General features: G+C 53.6%; 20 protein-coding genes and 1 tRNA gene. 14 read left to right on the top strand and 7 right to left on the bottom strand.

Translation table 11 applies throughout. The annotated features are described in order from the left end of the window. Window positions 1-69 precede the first annotated feature (69 nt). From ABLV75_RS10245 to ABLV75_RS10210, 8 genes are all read left to right on the top strand, one after another. Window positions 70-146: transfer RNA gene (locus ABLV75_RS10245), tRNA-Val, on the top strand. Between the two features lie 441 nt (window positions 147-587). Then, on the top strand, window positions 588-773 hold the full coding sequence (locus ABLV75_RS10240) for a general stress protein (RefSeq protein WP_004136767.1): 186 nt from the start codon (window positions 588-590) through the stop codon (window positions 771-773). Between the two features lie 90 nt (window positions 774-863). Beyond that, on the top strand, window positions 864-1,361 hold the full coding sequence (locus ABLV75_RS10235; protein ID WP_004102712.1) for a ferritin-like domain-containing protein: 498 nt from the start codon (window positions 864-866) through the stop codon (window positions 1,359-1,361). 32 nt (window positions 1,362-1,393) lie between these two features. Next, window positions 1,394-1,900: a ferritin-like domain-containing protein gene (locus ABLV75_RS10230; RefSeq protein WP_004102713.1), complete on the top strand. Its 507-nt coding sequence runs from the start codon at window positions 1,394-1,396 to the stop codon at window positions 1,898-1,900. A gap of 19 nt (window positions 1,901-1,919) precedes the next feature. Then, a complete protein-coding gene (locus ABLV75_RS10225) occupies window positions 1,920-2,792 on the top strand; it encodes a manganese catalase family protein (protein WP_004102714.1) in 873 nt (290 codons plus the stop codon). Window positions 2,793-2,864: 72 nt separating this feature from the next. After that, window positions 2,865-4,268: a cytochrome ubiquinol oxidase subunit I gene (locus ABLV75_RS10220; RefSeq protein WP_004102715.1), complete on the top strand. Its 1,404-nt coding sequence runs from the start codon at window positions 2,865-2,867 to the stop codon at window positions 4,266-4,268. After that, on the top strand, window positions 4,268-5,278 hold the full coding sequence (cydB, locus tag ABLV75_RS10215) for a cytochrome d ubiquinol oxidase subunit II (RefSeq protein ID WP_004102716.1): 1,011 nt from the start codon (window positions 4,268-4,270) through the stop codon (window positions 5,276-5,278). The genes ABLV75_RS10220 and cydB overlap by 1 nt, the downstream gene beginning before the upstream one ends. Window positions 5,279-5,286: 8 nt before the next feature. After that, window positions 5,287-6,912, top strand: coding sequence for an alpha-amylase family protein (locus tag ABLV75_RS10210; protein ID WP_004102717.1), 1,626 nt, complete (start codon window positions 5,287-5,289; stop codon window positions 6,910-6,912). Here the strand turns inward: ABLV75_RS10210 and ABLV75_RS10205 are convergent. The 4 genes from ABLV75_RS10205 to ABLV75_RS10190 are packed head-to-tail and all read right to left on the bottom strand — an operon-like array spanning window position 6,909 to window position 9,410. Beyond that, window positions 6,909-7,898: an SDR family oxidoreductase gene (locus ABLV75_RS10205; protein WP_004102718.1), complete on the bottom strand. Its 990-nt coding sequence runs from the start codon at window positions 7,896-7,898 to the stop codon at window positions 6,909-6,911. The two genes, ABLV75_RS10210 and ABLV75_RS10205, sit on opposite strands and share 4 nt — an antisense overlap. 21 nt (window positions 7,899-7,919) lie before the next feature. Further along, entirely contained in the window at window positions 7,920-8,438 is a 519-nt protein-coding gene (locus ABLV75_RS10200) for a 2-oxo-tetronate isomerase (RefSeq protein ID WP_004102720.1), read from the bottom strand. A 12-nt stretch (window positions 8,439-8,450) separates the two neighbouring features. Further along, window positions 8,451-8,897, bottom strand: a complete 447-nt coding sequence (locus ABLV75_RS10195; RefSeq protein ID WP_004102722.1) for a YetF domain-containing protein — start codon at window positions 8,895-8,897, stop codon at window positions 8,451-8,453. 9 nt (window positions 8,898-8,906) lie between these two features. Beyond that, window positions 8,907-9,410, bottom strand: a complete 504-nt coding sequence (locus ABLV75_RS10190) for a hypothetical protein (protein ID WP_004102724.1) — start codon at window positions 9,408-9,410, stop codon at window positions 8,907-8,909. Between the two features lie 343 nt (window positions 9,411-9,753). On the opposite strand from ABLV75_RS10190, the gene ABLV75_RS10185 reads away from it, so the two are divergent. The 5 genes from ABLV75_RS10185 to ABLV75_RS10165 all read left to right on the top strand — a co-directional run bounded on the left by ABLV75_RS10185 (window position 9,754) and on the right by ABLV75_RS10165 (window position 17,353). Then, entirely contained in the window at window positions 9,754-10,752 is a 999-nt protein-coding gene (locus ABLV75_RS10185) for a LacI family DNA-binding transcriptional regulator (protein WP_004102726.1), read from the top strand. A 46-nt stretch (window positions 10,753-10,798) separates the two neighbouring features. Beyond that, entirely contained in the window at window positions 10,799-12,463 is a 1,665-nt protein-coding gene (locus ABLV75_RS10180; protein ID WP_004102728.1) for an alpha-glucosidase, read from the top strand. A 7-nt stretch (window positions 12,464-12,470) separates the two neighbouring features. Continuing rightward, a complete protein-coding gene (locus tag ABLV75_RS10175; protein WP_004102730.1) occupies window positions 12,471-13,868 on the top strand; it encodes a PTS transporter subunit EIIC in 1,398 nt (465 codons plus the stop codon). A gap of 116 nt (window positions 13,869-13,984) precedes the next feature. Then, window positions 13,985-15,559: a carbohydrate porin gene (locus ABLV75_RS10170; RefSeq protein ID WP_004102731.1), complete on the top strand. Its 1,575-nt coding sequence runs from the start codon at window positions 13,985-13,987 to the stop codon at window positions 15,557-15,559. Window positions 15,560-15,742: 183 nt separating this feature from the next. Next, window positions 15,743-17,353, top strand: coding sequence for an FAD-NAD(P)-binding protein (locus tag ABLV75_RS10165; RefSeq protein WP_032704860.1), 1,611 nt, complete (start codon window positions 15,743-15,745; stop codon window positions 17,351-17,353). A gap of 36 nt (window positions 17,354-17,389) precedes the next feature. On the opposite strand, the gene ABLV75_RS10160 is transcribed toward ABLV75_RS10165, so the two are convergent. Further along, on the bottom strand, window positions 17,390-17,539 hold the full coding sequence (locus ABLV75_RS10160) for a hypothetical protein (RefSeq protein WP_004102735.1): 150 nt from the start codon (window positions 17,537-17,539) through the stop codon (window positions 17,390-17,392). Window positions 17,540-17,560: 21 nt separating this feature from the next. Then, the gene (locus ABLV75_RS10155; RefSeq protein ID WP_004102737.1) at window positions 17,561-17,953 is read right to left on the bottom strand and encodes a YdeI family stress tolerance OB fold protein; all 393 of its coding nucleotides are present in this window, start codon (window positions 17,951-17,953) and stop codon (window positions 17,561-17,563) included. A gap of 371 nt (window positions 17,954-18,324) precedes the next feature. Between ABLV75_RS10155 and ABLV75_RS10150 the strand changes: the two genes are divergently transcribed. After that, a complete protein-coding gene (locus ABLV75_RS10150; RefSeq protein ID WP_004102753.1) occupies window positions 18,325-19,209 on the top strand; it encodes an SDR family oxidoreductase in 885 nt (294 codons plus the stop codon). Between the two features lie 21 nt (window positions 19,210-19,230). On the opposite strand, the gene ABLV75_RS10145 is transcribed toward ABLV75_RS10150, so the two are convergent. Continuing rightward, window positions 19,231-20,037: an MBL fold metallo-hydrolase gene (locus ABLV75_RS10145; protein WP_004102755.1), complete on the bottom strand. Its 807-nt coding sequence runs from the start codon at window positions 20,035-20,037 to the stop codon at window positions 19,231-19,233. Window positions 20,038-20,140 lie beyond the last annotated feature (103 nt).

Here is a 20,140-nt window from a genome sequence, read left to right as displayed (position 1 = left end):
CAGTTGGTTAGAGCACCACCTTGACATGGTGGGGGTCGTTGGTTCGAGTCCAATTAAACGCACCATAATGCGTCCGTAGCTCAGTTGGTTAGAGCACCACCTTGACATGGTGGGGGTCGGTGGTTCGAGTCCACTCGGACGCACCATTTCACAGCCTCGTGATCTGGTGCCTTATTTCTCTCCCGCATTGAATTATCCTAAAATGACCTTCAGCATTGGCAAAACGCTATTTTCTGATTTTTCCCGGTTGTGTTCTTAATATCTTTCACGATTCCGACAACTTATTTTTGGCGCTTATGTAAAGAGACGTAAAGCCCCGCGTCGCCCGAGTCCCCCCGTATTAACGCAGCGGTCATAAATATATCCTGCAGCAATATAAATGTTTTCGTTAGTTCCTAGCCTGTTATGCTCGCAGCCACTTTAAACAAGCGGAACGGTAGCCACGGCATAATTCAGATTATTTCAAAAAATATCACCGCAAACCGGTTTGACTGTTCAAAAATACCGACTAAATTTAATTGCTGAACGACAACGGATACGTAATTAAATCGTATCTACCTGACATAAACTCACAGAGGTATGAAAATATGGCAGAACATCGTGGTGGTTCCGGTAATTTCGCTGAAGACCGTGATAAAGCATCTGAAGCTGGACGTAAAGGCGGTCAGCACAGCGGTGGTAATTTTAAAAACGATCCGCAACGTGCATCTGAGGCCGGTAAAAAAGGCGGTCAAAATAGTCATGGTGGCGGACGCAAATCTGACAACTCCTGATTATTAATCGATTCATTCTCTTGTAATTAATAAGAGTATCCTGCGGGTCTGCGGACTCGCAGTTATTCTCTAGCATTAAGGATATTCCCAATGAATATGAAGAGCATAGAAGACGTTTTTATTCATCTGTTATCGGATACTTATAGCGCGGAAAAACAATTAACCCGCGGCCTGGCTAAACTAGCCCGGGCGGCGTCAAGCGAGCAGCTTAGCGCCGCATTCAAAGCGCATCTCGAGGAGACCCAGGGGCAAATTGAACGTATCGATCAAATTGTCGAACAAGAAGCCAATATCAAAATTAAGCGCATGAAATGCGTGGCGATGGAGGGGCTTATAGAAGAAGCTAACGAGGTTATTGAGAGTACTGAGAAAAATGAAGTGCGCGATGCCGCGTTAATTGCCGCTGCGCAAAAAGTTGAACATTATGAAATTGCCAGCTACGGCACTCTCGCCACTTTAGCCCAACAGCTGGGTTATAAAAAAGCGGTTAAGCTTTTAACAGAAACGTTAGAAGAAGAGAAGTCAACCGATCTGAAATTAACTGACCTGGCGGTCGGCAATATTAATAAAGAAGCACAAAATAAATAGCCAGAAAATAACCTGATATTAAGGAGTTCATTATGAATCACGTTGAACACTATCACGACTGGCTACGCGATGCGCATGCAATGGAAAAACAAGCAGAATCCATGCTGGAGTCGATGGCTGGCCGTATCGATAACTACCCCGATTTGCGCAGCAGAATTGAACAGCACGTCACCGAAACCAAGCGCCAAATTACGGTTCTGGAAGAGATTCTGGATCGTAATGATATATCGCGGTCGGTGCTGAAAGATTCAATGAGTAAAATGGCTGCGTTAGGTCAATCTATTGGCGGCATGTTCCCTTCCGATGAAATCGTTAAGGGTTCAATTAGCGGCTATGTTTTCGAACAGTTTGAAATCGCGTGTTATACCTCTCTGCTTGCCGCTGCGAAAAGAGCCGGTGACACCGCGTCTATTCCCGCCATCGAATCCATTCTGGCGGAAGAGCGGGCCATGGCCGACTGGCTGCTGAAACATATCCCGCAAACAACGGAAGAGTTCCTTCTGCGCTCTGACGCAAAAGGCGTTGAAGCTAAAAAATAAGCAATAAGGATAAGAGCCTATGTTCCGACACGTTAAGCAACTTCAGTATACCGTCAGGGTCGCGGAACCTAATCCGGGGCTGGCTAATCTCCTTCTGGAGCAATTCGGCGGCCCTCAGGGCGAACTCGCCGCCGCATGCCGATATTTCACACAGGGCCTGAGCGATGACGATCCGGGTCGCAAGGATATGCTGATGGACATTGCTACCGAAGAGCTGAGCCACCTTGAAATTATCGGCTCGCTGGTAGGTATGCTCAATAAAGGGGCGAAAGGCGCCCTGGCGGAAGGTACGGAAAACGAAGCCGATCTGTACCGCTCGCTTACCGCTAACGGCAACGACAGCCATATTACCTCTTTGTTATATGGCGGAGGCACGCCGCTGACCAATTCCGCCGGCGTGCCCTGGACCGCAGCATACATTGACACCATTGGTGAACCCACCGCGGATTTACGCTCCAACGTGGCCGCCGAGGCGCGCGCTAAAATCATCTATGAGCGCCTGATAAACGTCACCGATGACCCCGGCGTGAAGGATGCGCTGGCCTTTCTGATGACCCGAGAAGCCGCCCATCAGCTCTCTTTTGAGAAGGCGCTTCAATCCATCAGAAACAACTATCCGCCGGGCAAACTACCGCCAATCACTGACTACGCCAGCACCTACTACAATATGTCAGAGGGCGATGACATTCGCGGCAGCTGGAATAGCGATCTGCACTTCGAGTATATTGCGAATCCGCAGCCTGCAGTAGATGGCGGAGATGGCGGTGCCAGCGTTAAGCTAACGGCCGAACAAAAGGCCCTGGTGAAAACCATGGCGAAACGCACCCAATCCGACCCGGAAGGCGATCCTCTCACCGGCGCAGAACTTGGCGCGGGTAAGAAAAAGCCGTAATCAGCAACGATCGGTTGTTAATCACTTCCCCCTGCCTGGTTCGGGGGGTTGTTATGTGATGGGGTTCAGAACATGTTTGAACTCGATGCGTTTAATCTGGCAAGGCTACAGTTCGCATTTACCGTCTCTTTTCATATCCTGTTTCCGGCGATTACCATCGGACTGGCCAGCTATCTGGTGGTGCTGGAGGGGATGTGGCTGCGGACAAAAGATGACGTCTGGCGCTCGTTATATAATTTCTGGCTGAAGATTTTTGCCGTTAATTTCGGCATGGGCGTGGTATCAGGCCTGGTGATGGCCTATCAGTTCGGTACCAACTGGAGCGGTTTCTCTCAGTTTGCCGGGAGTATTACCGGTCCCCTGCTGCTGTATGAAGTCCTCACCGCGTTTTTCCTCGAAGCGGGCTTCCTGGGCGTCATGCTTTTTGGCTGGAACAAAGTCCCCCCAGGACTGCATTTTTTCACCACCTGCATGGTGGCGCTCGGCACGCTAATGTCCACCTTCTGGATCCTCGCCTCCAATAGCTGGATGCAGACGCCGCAGGGCTTTACCATTGAAAACGGTCACGTCATTCCCCAGGACTGGCTGGCGATTATTTTCAACCCATCTTTCCCGTATCGCCTGTTACACATGGCGATCGCCGCTTTTCTCAGCAGTGCGATGTTCGTGGGCGCCTCTGCCGCCTGGCACCTTCTGCGCGGGAACAATACCCCTGCCATACGTAAAATGTTCTCCATGGCGATGTGGATGGCCCTGCTGGTTGCGCCAATTCAGGCCTTCGTTGGCGATATGCACGGCCTCAATACCCTTGAGCATCAGCCGGCAAAAATCGCCGCCATAGAAGGCCACTGGGAGAATAAACCCGGCGAGGCCACCCCGCTGCTGTTGTTTGGCATACCGGATATGGAGGAAGAGCGTACCAAATACGGGCTGGAAATTCCGGCGCTTGGCAGCCTGATCCTGACCCATAGCCTGGATAAGCAGGTCCCGGCGCTGAAAGATTTTCCGAAAGAGAATCGGCCAAACTCCCTCATCGTTTTCTGGTCGTTCCGTATCATGGTGGGTATGGGCGTGCTGATGATTGCCCTCGGCGTCTGGAGCCTGTGGCTTCGCTATCAGCAGCGTCTTTTCCACTCTCGCGCCTTCCAGTGGAGCGCCCTGGCGATGGGGCCGGCAGGACTGCTGGCGCTGTTGGCCGGCTGGATCACGACCGAAGCGGGACGTCAGCCCTGGGTCATTTATGGTTTTTTACGCACCCAGGATGCGGTTTCGCTGCACAGCACGGCGCAAATGGTCGTCAGCCTGCTGGTCTTTATCGTGGTGTACTGTTCGGTCTTTGGCGTCGGTTATTACTACATTGTCCGGCTTATTAAGAAAGGGCCGCAGCCCGTCAGCGAATTGACATCGTCAACGTCCGGCACGCCGGCTCGCCCCCTTTCTGCCGCAGAAGCCGTGCCTGAAGAGGAGACTCGCTAATGGGCATCGATATCCCCGTTATCTGGTTTGTCATCATTGTATTCGCCACATTGATGTATATCGTTATGGACGGCTTCGATCTTGGCATCGGAATTTTATTCGGCTTTGTACCGAATGCTCAAGAACGCGACGTGATGATGAATAGCGTCGCCCCGGTGTGGGATGGCAATGAGACATGGCTGGTGCTGGGAGGCGCGGGGCTATTTGGCGCCTTTCCCCTGGCCTACGCCGTTATCACCGATGCGCTGGCTATCCCGCTCACCGCCATGCTCATTGGCCTGATCTTCCGCGGCGTCGCCTTTGAGTTCCGCTTCAAGGCCACCCCCTCGCATCAAAAGTTCTGGGACTACTCTTTTGTCAGCGGCTCCCTGCTGGCGACCTTTAGCCAGGGGATGGTGGTAGGCGCGGTCATCAACGGTTTTGAGGTCGCCGACCGCAGGTTTGCCGGCTCGGCGCTCGACTGGCTGACGCCCTTTAGCCTGTTCTGCGGCTTAGGGCTGGTCGTCGCGTATATGCTGCTTGGTACGACCTGGCTGATTATGAAAAGCGAAGGCGCCCTACAACAGCGCATGCGTGAGCTGACTCGCCACACGCTTCTGGCGCTGATGGCGGTCATCGCCGTTGTGAGCGTCTGGACGCCGCTGGGCTGGCCCTCCGTGGCTGAGCGCTGGTTTACCCTGCCTAATTTCTACTGGTTTGTACCCGTTCCTGTACTGGTCATTGCCTTAAGCCTGTGGATCTGGCGGTTAAGCGCCCATCCTGGTAGCCATGCCCGCCCTTTCCTGCTTACGCTTGGGCTCATTTTTCTTGGCTTTAGTGGTCTGGGTATCAGTCTCTGGCCCAACATCATCCCTCCGCATATTACGCTGTGGGAAGCCTCCGCGCCGCCCGCCAGCCAGCTCTTTATGCTGGTAGGGACCCTGCTTATCATTCCGGTGATTTTGGTTTACACCGCATGGAGCTACTACGTATTCCGCGGCAAAGTTTCCGGCACTGAAGGCTATCACTGAGGTGCGCTATGGCGGACTGGCATACGCGAGCCATCATTTATCAGATTGATTCAGCCCTGTTTTACGATCTCAACGGCGATGGCTGCGGCGATATCGCCGGAATGACGGCGAAGCTGCGCTATATTCGCCGAATGGGCGCGACGGTGATCTGGATAACGCCCTTCTACCTGACGCCTTTTCTGGATGAGGGTTACGATGTCAGCGATCATCTGCAGGTCGATCCGCGCTTTGGACAACTGGCGGATATCATTGCCTTTATCGAGCAGGCCCGTGAACTGGGGATGCAGGTCATTATTGAATTGCTGATTCAACATACCTCTGACGCGCACCCCTGGTTTCAACAAGCGCGCCGCAGTCGACGCTCGCCGTTTCGCGACTATTACCTGTGGTCAGACAACGATGATGATGATACGCCGCCGATGTTCCCCGGCGTCGAAGAGAGCATCTGGTCCTGGGATGCTGAGGCCGGGCAATATTATCGGCATATGTTTTATCGTCATGAACCGGATCTCAACCTGGCCTCGCCAGCGGTCATCAAAGAGGTCGAAAATATCGTCATTTTTTGGCTAAAGCTGGGGGTGTCCGGCTTTCGCCTCGATGCGGCCTCACATCTGACTAAGCAGGCCGGACGCGGCGAGGAGAAACGCGGGCTGTGGCTTCTCGAACATCTACGCCGCCTGATTGAACGGCACAACCCGCAGGCCATACTGCTCGGCGAAGTCGACGTTGAGGTGGCGGAGTATCGCGACTATTTTGGCGATAATAATCGACTTAATATGGTGCTTAACTTCTGGTTGAACAAAAATTTTTACGTCAGTCTCGCGAGTAAGAACGCCCGTCCGCTGATCGACGCCATCACGAAAACCATCGTGCCGCCCGACGCCTGCTGCTTCGCCAACTGGCTACGTAATCACGATGAACTGGATCTTGAAGGGGTAGGCCGCAAGAAAAAGCAAACCGTGATGGATGCCTTCGCCCCGGATAAGGAGATGAACGTTTACCAGCGCGGTATCCGCCGTCGGCTGGCCCCCATGCTGAACGGCGATCGGCGGCGGCTGGCGCTCTGTCATGCCGTACTCTTTTCGCTCCCCGGCGTACCGATAATGCGCTACGGGGATGAAATTGGGATGGGTGACAATCTGGCCCTGGAAGAGCGCTACGCGGTGCGCACGCCGATGCAATGGGCCGGCTCAGCGGGCGGCGGTTTCTCCGCAGCCGATCCTGCTACTTTTGTCGCTCCATTGATCGATAAGGGGCCGTTTCGCTATCAGAAGGTCAACGTCGCTGATTCGCTGCTGCACCGCCATTCCCTTCTGCATCGCATTATAGATATCGCCAATACGCGGTGCGAGTTTCCGGAAATCGCCGTTGCGCCTTTTCGCATTATCGGCATCGATCGGCAGGCGATTCTGGGGATTTGCTACGATGCCGACCAACGCCGCGTCATCACCTTTCTTAATTTCAGCGACAAGCGCGTGCGCTTCACCGCGAAAGAGATTGCCGAGGGCGTCTGGACGCCCTGCCTGGCCGACAAAACCTATGCTGACGACCTTGTAGCGGGTAAACGCGTTGAGCTGGAGATTGGCGCCTATGGCTACCGATGGTTCTGGACCAACAGTAGCGCGCTGCGTTAGCGTTTTTTACGCGAGATAAACCATTTTGCCAACAACCATCCCGCCGCTGCCGCGCCGCCGAGTAGCGCTTTTCCCGGCACGCCGGAGGTGATGGCGGCGGCGCGATACTTCGCCTCTGAGGAAAAACGCCCGTGGGTTTTATGCAGTCCGCTGACCGGCTGTTGTAGATAATCCTGCCGGTCAGCGACATTCCTGTGCCGGGTCATTTGCCCTTCCCATGCTTTATTAACCATCAGTCGATCGAGGAAGCCGGGGAAGAGAAATTGCCCAACGATAGACTGGATTGTGCTGCTCCCCACCCAGAGTTCACGCACGGGCCTGCGTGCAACGTTGAAGATAGCCTCTGCGGCCACCTCCGGCTGATAGACGGGGGGCACCGGGCGCATCGCCCAGGCAAACTTATTGCGCGCCCACTCAAACTGCGGCGTATTCAGGCCAGGCATCTGTACCATTGAGATACTCACGCCGCTCTTTTCATGCATCAGTTCCGTGCGAACCGCATCGGTAAAGCCCCGAATCGCGGCCTTCGCCCCGCAGTAGGCGGACTGTAGCGGAATGGAGCGATAGGCCAGCGCGGAACCGACCTGGATAATGATGCCGCGATCGCGGGGCGTCATTAGCTCCAGCGCGGCGCGGGTGCCGTTGACGTAACCAAGATAGGTGACTTCGGTGACCCGCGAAAATTCATCGTGGGTCATCGTCCTGAAAGGCGCCAGCACCGCGCACATGGCGTTATTGACCCACACCTCGATAGCCCCTAATTGCTTTTCGATCTCGCAGGCGGCAGTGTTAATCGCATCCGCATCAGCGACATCGGCCTGAACGACATGCACCCGAACGCCAAACTGCCGCAGCGCCTGCTGCGTCGCTTCAAGGCTTTGACGATCGCGGGCGATAATCCCCACGTCATAGCCTGCCCGCGCAAAGCGAACAGCCGTTGCTTTGCCGACGCCCGCAGTACCGCCGGTGATCGTCATGACCGCCATAGAACCTCCGCCATGAAAGTGTTATTCGCCCTGCCAGCCGGGCAGTTTCTCCATCAGCATCGCCAGCGAGTAGCGTACGGATTTCTCAACGACATCCTGGCAGCCGCCGGAAAACAGCACCTTCTGCGCGTCGATTGCGCCGCGAAAATTCCATGCGAACCAGACGGTTCCCGCAGGCGTCCCGTCCTCGCCGCCGTCCGGCCCAGCGTATCCGCTTATCGCGATGCTGATATCCGCTCCGGAACACTCCAGCGCGCCCGCCGACATCTCTTCCACGGCCTGTCGACTGACGGCGCTATACTTTTCCAGCGTCGAAGCCTTAACGCCGAGAAGTTTTTGCTTCGCACGGTCGCTAAAGGTGATTAAACCAATATCGTAAAACGCAGCCGTATCCTCCTCCGCGCACAGCGCTGCCGCCAGGCTTCCCCCGGTACACGACTCAGCGGTGGTTAAGCGTAAACGACGGTCGGTCAATGCGATGGCGACTTGTTTGGTCAGCTCACCGGTGGTTTTCGCCTGGTTATAAGGATTATTCGCCATAAAGATACCTTCTTAACTTTCAGCAGGAATAATAGAAATATGTCCGTTCCTTTCCAGTATGGCATATTTGATTTTACTTAATTCCGTAATACCCTGATTCTGCCGTGCGGCCACAAGAATATCATCGCAGGAGACATCCACTTTTTTGAGTTTATCAATTAACGGAACGCCGTTTTCGACTAAAATTACCGGGCAGCCATCAAGCGCTGACTCGGCGCCAGCCATATATTTTTTCATTAATCCAAAGAGCATATCCACCACCACCAGCGTGATAATCGTCAGCATGGCGCCGGTAACCGAAAAGTCGTTCCCCAGCAGCGCCTGTTGTGTCGCTTCGCTGATGATAAGTAATAAAATCAGATCAAAGCTGGTCATTTGTAATAGCGCCCGGCGTCCGGCGATTTTAAAAACCACCAGCAAAATTAAATAAATGGCCAGCGCCCGCAACACCATCTCCATCACGTTCTCCTAAGGATAAATAAATTGCCAGAAGCGAATTTCAGGTTCGCTATTAAGCTGTAAAGCGTGGTTCAGCTTGCCGGGAGCGGTGGGCGTAACGTAGAGCCATATGGAAAAATTTTCCATACTTTTCAAATTATTATAAACCAAAAAGAGTCGATCGTCCTTACTGTACATGCTATCTGGCTGGGGCCAGATAGTATTGGTTTCGAGCGATGAAGTAAAATCACCGCCAAGGCTAAAAACATATTTATTGGCGACGCGCGAATGGGCAGTAATTTTTAGTCGGAACTCAGTTTGCAAACGGCCAAAACGCTCATAAACCACGGTTAAATTTTGCTGGGCATTTGTTTTTTCAGCACGGCTCAAATAGCCGGTGGAAAAAATCCCGGCCAGCGCTGCGAAGATGATTAATAATAATATCCCGAGCCCGATCTTACGAGCAGCGCATTCAAAATTAAGAAAAAGTTCACTCTCTTTTATCCCGGGCAGCTTCTCTTTTTCACTGACCATTTTTCACCTCACCGTTGCGCTTATCATCGCGGCGCCAGCTTAAGGAATAGCAATCAGGTTTAATATGTCAAGTTCATCGCGGCAAACCAGGAATATTAGCAAAACAAAATACCGTGCATTATTCATTGCGCCGCTTCTCCCCTCCCCACGCTCAGACCCGAACGGTCTTGCCGACCCGGCGGTCCGCGTCGCGAACTCACCTTCAACGGATACGCAAACCGTAGCACGCGGATAGCGCAGGAAAAATTTATTGTGAGTCAGATCATGTTTTATAACAAGGCGGTTGACCCGGCCGGTCAGCAAAAATATTTTATGCCCATGTGATATCGATTTCATAACCATCATGGCAACCATAAAAGACGTAGCAGAAAAAGCAGGTCTGTCGGTGACGACGGTCTCCCGCTTCCTGAACAATCATCCTTATATCGCTGAAGATAAAAAGGAAAAAATTCTCGCGGCAATGAAAGAGCTCGATTACGAGCCAAGCACCGTCGCGCAGCAGATGCGCGGCGTGAAAACCCACCGCATTGGCGTACTCATTTCGAGGATCACTAACCCCTTTTTCGCCAGCCTGGTGGATGCTCTCGAAGTCACCGCGCGTAAACACGGCTACTCAGTGCTGATCGTTCAGAACCACAATAGCGCGGGCGAAGAGGAGAACTGTCTCGATCTGCTGAAGAAAAAGATCATCGACGGCCTTATCTTGTGCGCCGTCGAAAGTGATAAGGACGTGATCGAGCAATATCAGAAATATGGTCCGATCCTGCTGTGCAACACCAGCATCGATAACACGACTCTGCCCGTGGTCAGAATGGACGATGAACTGGCGACCTATCGCGCCGTCAGTTGGCTGCTGCATAAAGGGTATAGAAGAATCGCCTACTCTACCGGCGGCGCATTCCAGCAAAAGGGCCACGGTAGCAGAAGGAACCGCGGCTTTATTGCCGCCATGCAGCAGGGGCAGCAACCGATTGACGAGCGGCTGGTTTTCCGCCACGTCCACACCTGGCGCGACGGGCAGCGTCTGGCTGAGCAGATCCTACAGATGGCTAAAAGCGAACGTCCCGATGCAATTTTCGCCGGCAGCGATGAAGTCGCCTGCGGCTTAATTTCTGCGCTCTCGGCCAACGGCGTCAGCGTTCCCGGCGAACTGGCGGTCATGGGCTTTGATAACCTTCCGGTGGCGGAGATGGTGCATATTCCGCTCACTACCGTTAGCCAACCCATTGAGCAACTGGGCCGCATCTCGGTAGAACGCCTGCTGGCCCTGATCAACAACACGCACTATCGCTATGACGAGGAAGACCTGAAATCGGAACTGGTCATCCGGGCCTCGGCGTAATTTTTTTTAACTCAATATGGTATCGATTTCATACTCAGGAGAAACGATGAATCAGTCACAACAAGGGGCATGGTGGAAGGAAGCGGTCATTTATCAGGTGTACCCAAAAAGCTTCTATGACAGCAATAACGATGGCACTGGCGATATCCAGGGGATAATCGCGAAACTGCCGTATCTGAAAACGCTGGGCATCACCATGATTTGGGTCTCGCCGTTTTACCTCTCGCCGGGTGCGGACAACGGCTACGATATCGCCGACTACTATGCAGTGAACCCCGATTTAGGTCAGCTGCAGGATGTTGACGACCTGATTAAGCAGGCAGGCGAACTGGGGATTGGGATCATGGTGGATCTGGTGGTTAATCATACCAGCGATGAACACCGCTGGTTCCAGGCCGCACTGGCGGACCCTGCCTCAAAATACCGTGATTACTATATCTTTAAGCCCGCCGTTGCTGGTGCCGCGCCTAATAACTGGCGTTCGATTTTTGGCGGCAGCGCGTGGGAAAAAGTGGCTGGCGAAGAGTGCTACTATTTGCACGTTTTTCATAAAAAACAGCCCGACCTGAACTGGGAAAACCCGCAGCTGCGCCAGGAAATCTACGCCATGATTAACTGGTGGCTGGATAAAGGCATCGCCGGTTTTCGCATCGATGCGATTACGTTTATTAAAAAAGATCAGGATTACGCCTCCCTGCCCGCCGACGGCGTCGATGGACTGGCCTCCATTAAAACGAAATCGCGCAACCGTCCGGGAATTGAATGTTTTCTGCACGAGCTGAAAGAACACACCTTCAACCGCCATCGTTGCGTGACGGTGGGCGAAGCGCCCGGCGTGCCTCTGCAGGAGTACGACAGCTATATCGGGCCGGACGGCTATTTCAATATGATCTTCGATTTTCACGCTGCCGATATCGATGTCGAGAACGGCTCGGAGTGGTTTAAGCAGCGCAACTGGCGCGTGAGCGAATTCAAAGAAGCGCTTTTTGCCAGCCAGCGCGCTTTTTGTCAGGCCGGCTGGGGGACGACGTTTATTGAAAACCACGACCAGCCCCGCGCGCTGTCCAAACTCATCCGCGACGCGGATTACCAAAATGACATCGGTGCCAAAGCGCTGGCCGCGATGTACTTCTTTATGGCCGGAACGCCGTTTATTTACCAGGGCCAGGAGCTGGGGATGAAAAATTTCTGCCGGCAGTCAATTGCGGAATTTGACGATATTTCCAGTCTGGATAACTATCACCGCTCCCTGGCGGAAGGTTTCTCTGAACAGCAGGCGTTAGGCTTTATTAATCAGCGCTCCCGGGACAACTCGCGAACGCCCTTCCCGTGGTCGAATAGCGTCAACGGCGGATTTAATCAGGGCGCGCAGCCCTGGCTGGCGTTTTCTTCAACCGACTTTAGCGTCAATGCGCAAAGCCAGATAAACGATGCGCATTCGGTGTTCGCGTTTTACCAGAAGATGATCGCCTTGCGGAATAAGCACTATCCGCAAGCGCTGATTTATGGGTCATTCGCCGCCGTGGAGGACGTTGACGAGCGTATCGTTGCCTACCAGCGCGCAACACACAACGAACGTTTTATCTCTATCACCAACTTAAGCGCGCAGCATCTGCCTTACACGCTCCCGGCAGGAGAGATTGTACTCAATAATTATGCCGACGCCGACGCCACCCTGAAACCTTATCAAACCATTCTCGTTAAGGAATGAGTTAAATATGAACAAATATAAAAATATCGCCGTTGAGATAGTGAATACCATCGGCAAGGAAAACATTGCTTCCGCCACCCACTGCGCCACCCGATTACGTTTGCAGGTAAAAGACCGGCAGAAAATCGATGATGATAAAGTCCGTAATATCAGCGAAGTTAAAGGCGTATTTTTCAATTCCGGTCAGTATCAGATAATCCTCGGTACCGGGATCGTCAATAAGGTTTATCAGGAGTTTGTTAACGAATATCAGGTTGCCGAAGTCAGTAAGGATGAAATGACGAAGCAGAGTTCGGGCCGATTACAGCGGGGAATACGCAACTTATCGGACGTTTTTGTGCCAATTGTCCCGGTTCTCGGGGCGACCGGTCTGTTTCTCGGTCTGAAAGGGGTCATTTTTAATGATACCGTGCAGGCGTGGTTTGGCAGCAGCGTCCATCAGGTTCCGGCGGCCCTGCAAACGCTGACCACGGTACTTTGCGATACCGCTTTCGCCTTCCTGGCGGCGTTTATCTGCTGGTCAGCCTTTAAGAAGTTTGGCGGTACGCCGATTATCGGTTTTTTAATCGGCCTGATGCTGGTTTCCCCGGCGCTGCCGAACGCCTATGACGTGGCGTACGGCAATAGCAGCCCGATTTATGTGTTTGGCGTTATTCCGCTGGTGGGCTATCAGGGGTCAATTTTGACCGCACTCATCACCGGTATTATCGGCGCAAAACTGGAAATCTTTTTCCGCCGGGTGATGCCCAACTCGATGGACCTGATTTTCACGCCGTTTATCGTCATTCTGATTGCTGTGGCCATCGCTTTACTGATTTTAGGTCCGCTGGTACATGGGTTTGAACACTACGCCGTGATGGCTATTCAGCAATTTTTGACGCTGCCTGCGGGTATTGGCGGCCTGTTAATCGGCTTTATCTATCCCATTGCCGTAATGACCGGAATGCATCACATGTTTATTATGATTGAAACCTCGCTGATTGCCGGCACCGGGTTTAATCCACTCATTACGGTTTGCGCGATGTACGGTTTTGCCAACGCCGCCGTATGTCTGGCTATTTCACTGAAGGCGAAAAATATCGCGTTTAAAACCGCCGGAATTTCCGCGACCATTACTCAGCTATTAGGCGTCTCGGAACCGGCTTTATTCGGTATCGTGATGCAATCCGGGCTTCGGGCGATAATGGTGATGCTCACCAGCTCGGCGCTGGGCGGCATGATTCTGTCGCTGCTGTCGATAAAAGCGAACTCATACGGTCTGGCGGTCCTGCTGTCGCCGCTAATGTATCTCTACGATCGCTATCAGTTTGTCACCTATATTACCGTGGGACTCGCGGTGTTTATTTTTGCTTTTATTATTACATTCCTTTTTGTCAAAACTGCTAACACCCGCAAAGAGAGCTGAAAATAATACAACCCGAATATTAATTTAGCCTGCGGATAACTATCCCGTTTATTAGCACAGTCATCTGTGCTCTGCACCCGCACGTCCAGAGCACAGCCACTCTTGTACAGGTATAAATGATGAAAGCCTATATGCTTACGCTCTGCGCGCTGGCTTTGCCAGCATCCGCCGCTGCGGCGGATACCACCCTGAATGAAATTAATGCCCGGCTTGAAAGACTTGAGGCCGAATTAAAGCAGTCGCGCATCCAGTTACAGGATGCGACGCGGAAAATAGATCGCGCGGAAAAAAGAGCGGCCAGCGCCGAACAAAACGCGGCGCGCGCGCAAGAAAGACTGCAGGCCGTTGAGCACAAAACCGACCAGGATCTGGCGTTAATAAAAAACCAGCCGGCGCAGAATGTCGTCGCGCAGGCGAAGCTTCAGGAAATCACCTTCGGCGGTTACGCGCGCAGCGGCATATTAACAAGCAAGGGCACAACCAGTACCGTCGGGCCTTCCCTGACGCCTGCAGGCAGCACCGGGGGGAGCGTCGGTCGCCTTGGCAATGAGTCGGATACCTATGTGACCGCCGATATTAACTACCGGCGAAAATATGATAACAATAGCCAGCTGCGTTATTACATGAAAATCGCCGAGTGGGATAAAACCTATAATACCGACAGTTCCTTTAACGGCCAGATGAACGTCCGTCAGGCTTTTGTCGAAATGAGCGATATGCCCGCATTTAGCGGCGCGTTTAAACAGGCGACGCTGTGGGCCGGTAAGCGGGAAGATCGGGATAACTTCGATATTCACTGGCTTGATTCCGATATGATGAATTTAATCGGTACCGGCGCCGGTATTTATGATGTGAATTTCTGGGGAGATATCAAGACCAACCTCGCGGTATATGGCCGTAATTTCAACGATATCGATACGATGGACAACGTTGAATATAACAACATGACCGGCGCGGATAACACGTATATTCAAAACTATACCTTCTCGCTTAATCACCGTCTGGCGAACTGGCAGTGGATGCTCAACGGCCTCTACTCGCAGGACAACGACAAACGCATAAACGATGGTCTGGCGTCGGATAAAGCGGCCTCGCAAGGGTTTAACACCATGCTGGCGTACCACGGCGACAGCTTCTACGGCCTGCGCCCCGGCAGTACGAAAACCGCGCTGCTTTATGGCCGCGCGCTGGGAGCTGAAGTTCGCGGCCCGGGCTCCGACGGTTATTTGATTCAACCGGCATGGACCGTGAAGTTCGCCTCTTACGGTATCACATCCCTCACCGACAGGCTGAGCTTCGCGCCGCTGATCGTCGCTCAGAGCAGCAATAATCGCTATATCGATTCTGACCATTACGACTGGGTCACCCTGAACGCAAGAATCATTCAGCAAATTAATCAGAATTTCGCCCTGCAATACGAAACCAGCTATCAGTATATGGATATCGACCCGAAAGGTTTTAACGGCAACAGCGCCGCCAGCGGTAGCTACTACAAGCTGACGTTTGCTCCTACCTTCAAGCTGCAAAACGTAACGGACTTCTTTGAGCGTCCGGAAATCCGCTTTTTTGCCACCTGGATGCGCTGGGATAAATCGCTGGATAACTACTCCTCAACGGACACCTTCGGCAGCGCCGGATACCATAGCGCTGGTACGCTGTTCTTCGGCGCCCTGCTCGAAACCTGGTTCTGAAAACCGCGTCTCGTCGGCTCATCACAAGGGAGAGGCGCGCCAGCGATTGGCCCTCTTCCACATTTTGAACCACAATTATTGTGCCAGATTTCCGTTACCCGGAAATGAACTATCGTGGAGCTTTTCAACTGGCGGAAGGCCACCGATAACAAATGTGATAACAACAACGGCGGGTCAGTCATTATGAAGAAAATTGCCATTATCGGCGCAGGTCCTACCGGGATTTATACCCTGTTCTCATTGCTTAAACAGGGCGAGCCGCTGGACGTGTCAATTTACGAGCAGGCCGAGGAAGCGGGCGTGGGTATGCCCTATAACGATGAAGAGAATTCGCGCATGATGCTGGCCAATATCGCCAGTATTGAAATCCCTCCTGTACAAAGCACCTATCTTGACTGGCTAAAAGCCCAGAGCCCGTCGCGCCTGGCGCGCTATGGCGTAGAGTATGAAACATTGCACGATCGCCAGTTTTTGCCGCGCATCCTGCTGGGCGAATACTTTCGCGACCAGTTTCTTGCGCTGGTCGTAAAGGCCCGGGAACTGGGATTTAACGTCCAGGTCAATGAGTCCTGTCGGGTCAGCGACCTGCAGGCGACCGAAGAAGGAGTGAGGCTGTGGGTGGAGGAGCAGCCCGTCGCCGAAGTGTTTGACCTCGCGGTGCTTGCCACCGGTCATGTCTGGCCGGATGAAGAAGAGTCAACCCGCACCTGGTTTCCCAGTCCGTGGTCTGGGCTGATGGAAGCCACCATTCCGCCCTGCCGGGTGGGAATTATGGGCACCTCGCTAAGCGGAATTGATGCCGCAATGGCCGTCGCCGTCCAGCACGGTCAGTTTATCGGTTCCGACGATGAGGCGCTCACCTTCAGGCTTAACGAAACCAGTCAGGCGCTGCACATCGTGCTGATGTCGCGCTCCGGCATTCTTCCGGAAGCGGATTTTTACTGTCCTATTCCCTGGGAGCCGCTGGAAATCGTCACCGACAGCGCAATGGAAAATGCCATCGCCGCAGGAAGCGACGGCCTGCTTGACCGGGTCTTTGCTTTGCTGGCGCAGGAAATTGCCCTGGCCGACCCCCTGTGGAGCGAAAATATCGCCCTTCACAGCCTTAACGCCGATAGCTTCAGCGAAGCGTGGTTTGCTAAACGCCAGCAGCATAACCCTTTCCACTGGGCGATGGATAACCTTGAAGAAGTTGAGCGTAACAAGCGCGCGCGCTACACGGTCCCCTGGCGCTACGTTATCCTGCGGCTGCATGAAGCCGTTCAGGCGATGGTGCCCCACCTTAATGACCGCGACCGGGAGCGATTCAAAAACGGCCTTGCCCGGGTCTTTATTGACTGCTATGCCGCCATTCCTTCGGAGTCTATCCGCCGACTGCTGGCGCTGCGCGAAGCGGGCGCGATCGGCATTCTCGCCTTAGGGCATGATTATGATATGGCGGTGCAGCAGGAGAAGACGGTGATTACCAGCGGGCATAATCGCTATACGTTTGACGTGTTTATTGATGCGAGGGGGCAAAAAGCGCTGAAAAATAAAGATCTCCCCTTCCCGCATTTGAGGGAGCAACTGATGGCGACGGGCGAAGAGATCCCGGAGGTTGGCGACGATTATACGTTAAGAGAGCCGCCCGTAGCGCGCGGGCGTATCGCCTTCGCCGCAATCCCCTGGCTGATGCACGACCAGCCTTTCGTTCAGGGGATTACCGCCTGCGCGGAAATCGGCGCAGCAATAGCCAGGGCGATATCGCAGCCGGCGAGCCGCTCACGCAGACGGTTAGCGCCCTTCGATCTTTAAGAAAGAGAACTAGCCGCCCGTTGACGGCGGCTAGTTTTAGCGTTTTTCAGGTTGGGGATGCCAGGGATCTTCTTTATGATCTTCGCTGTCGTCTCTTTTACGCGGAACTTCACCCTGCTCGCGCGGATCCTCTTTCGACGGATGACGACCGCGTTTATCCGGGTCGGCTGGATGCTGTACGGACATCTATTCCTCCTGTTTGCAAGGTTATTTCTGGATCCGGTCGACCCGCACCACTGGCGGCGTCATTTTCTTATCGAGACTGCCGTTAATGCTGATCATCTGATCGGGCTTCACTTCCCGGCCATCAAAAACTGCCGCGGGAATAATGACCCCTATGGTGTCGGTTTTATCGCGGAAGCTGTAGCGGTCATCACCCTGCTGCTCGATAAGATTGCCGCGTAATGAGATGGTGGCCCCATCATGCATTTCCATGGCCTGGCGCACGGTCATGATTCGCCCGTCCTCGGTCCCACGATAGCCATCATCAATCTTGTGCGGCGGCGGCGGCGCAGCGTCTTTTTTAAACCCGCCATCATCCGCGGCAAAAACGCCCTGAGCCATCAACGAACAAAAAATAACTGGCAGTAACTTTTTCATCAACAACACCTCCGGCGTATTTTCATCTTGTCTTAATAAGTCTGGGTGCTGATGTTCATTTTCACAAGCTAATGGCTAATGAATCGTCTGAGAAATATATTTCCTGGCTCGACAGGCGGAGAAAATATTACCGCCAGGCCGCAGTAAAATGCGCTAAATATACCGTCAGGCTTGCGATAGAATAATCCTAAAATACTAAACGCCTCTCCCGCCTCACATTTCGAAAAGTTTCCCGGCAATCAGTAAATTACCGTTCAGAGATGAACGTAAGCGCAAAAATTATAAAAACGAATCCGTTCGATTATTCGTCAATCATCCACGACAGGCTGACCTGGGAACTACGCTTAATCTTTTAACACGAGGAGGTCAGTATGAGCGAGAACGCTAACAATACCGCGAAGTATCCCCGTCCCCCCTTTGTTGACCAGCCGCAATCGCCGCCGGGTCTTGCCGAAGAGATGAAGCCGCAGCCGGATCACGGCGAACTGAGCTACGTCGGTTCCGGTCGGCTGGCAGGTAAGCGCGCGCTGATCACCGGCGGTGATTCCGGCATTGGACGCGCGGTAGCGATCGCCTTCGCCCGCGAGGGCGCCGACGTGGCGATCAACTATCTGCCGGAAGAGGAGTCCGATGCTGAAACCGTGATTGCCCTGATTGAGGCCGAAGGGCGTAAAGCCGTAGCGATTCCGGGCGATGTGCGCGATGAAGCCTTCTGTGAATCCCTGGTCGAGCAGGCCGCCAGCCAACTCGGCGGACTGGATATTCTGGTCAATAACGCCGGACGCCAGCAATATTGCGAGTCGCTGGAAGAGTTAACCACCGCCGACTTTGACGCCACCTTTAAAACCAACGTTTATGCGGCCTTCTGGATCACAAAAGCCGCCCTGCGTCATCTTAAAGAACACAGCGTAATTATTAACACCTCATCCGTGCAGGCCTTTAAGCCGAGCCCCATCCTGCTGGACTACGCGCAAACCAAAGCCTGCCTGGTGGCATTCACGAAGTCGCTGGCTAAACAGCTGGGGCCGAAAGGTATCCGGGTGAACGCGGTCGCGCCCGGCCCTTACTGGACGGTGCTGCAGTCAAGCGGCGGCCAGCCGGAAGAAAAAGTGCGTCAGTTCGGCGCCGATACGCCGCTGGGCCGTCCAGGGCAACCGGTGGAGATCGCGCCGCTGTACGTTACCCTTGCCTCAGATGCCTGCTCCTTCACCTCCGGCCAGGTGTGGTGCTCCGACGGCGGCGACGGCGTGCTGTAACCCGTTGCGGCGGCGGACCTCTCAGCGGCCCGCCGTCGTGCGCAGACAGTCGAGATACTTCTGCGCTGAATCCAGTACGATCTGACGGGCATTTTTGGTGATGTTCTGCCCTTCGAAGGCGCCATACAGCGCCCCGAAGGGCGCATCGCCCAAACGCTCAACGATATTCTCGACGCTGGGGGCCGCCAAAGGCAGCAGATTAGGATAGCTCCACATAAAAGAAACGGCGCGTGCGCCCGGCGTGACCTGGATAATATCTCCCGCCAGCATAATACCTCCCTCTTTTGCCCAGTGCAGAACGGTTCCCCCGGCGAAATGCCCACCCAGGCGCAGCAACCGTACCGACGGAAGGATCTCCAGCGCATCCCCTTCCCATAATGTGATGGCAGGGCTATCGCGCATGATCCATTCGCGATCGCTGGCATGAAGATAAATGCGCGCATCAAAGGCTGCTGCCCAGTCCTGCATCGTGGTGTAGTAGTGAGGATGAGAAATGGCGATCGCTTTTATCCCGCCAAGCGCGGTGATCAGCGTTTTGCTGGCGGCATCAAGATTAGCGATGCAGTCCCACAGAATATTCCCCTGCGGCGTGAGCAGCAGAAAAGCGCGCTGATCGATAGCAAATTTAGGTACCGTCCTGAAACTCAACAGCCGTTCGTTATGCTGCTGCCATTTATTCATATGCGTCGCGATCAGATCGTCAGGTTTAATCCAGGCCTGTCCGCTGGCCGGGACGTACTGGCGTTCATCCTCACAGATACGACAATGGTTCAGGGTATTGCCGCGATCGTCGTAAGACGTACCGCAGGTTGCGCACAGCGTAATCATCACATCTCCTTCAGAATCATTCAGGAAGTCGTAATGAGTATGGCAGACGGGAAATTTATGGCAGGAAGGCGGGCTTCGCAGGGCTTCCGTGCCCTGAGAGGAA

Origin of the sequence: Klebsiella sp. CN_Kp066 (assembly GCF_040065135.1) — a bacterium.
GTDB lineage: Bacteria > Pseudomonadota > Gammaproteobacteria > Enterobacterales > Enterobacteriaceae > Klebsiella > Klebsiella oxytoca.
The sequence above is the reverse complement of the archived record's forward strand: the minus strand, read 5'-3'. Positions and strand labels throughout refer to the sequence as shown.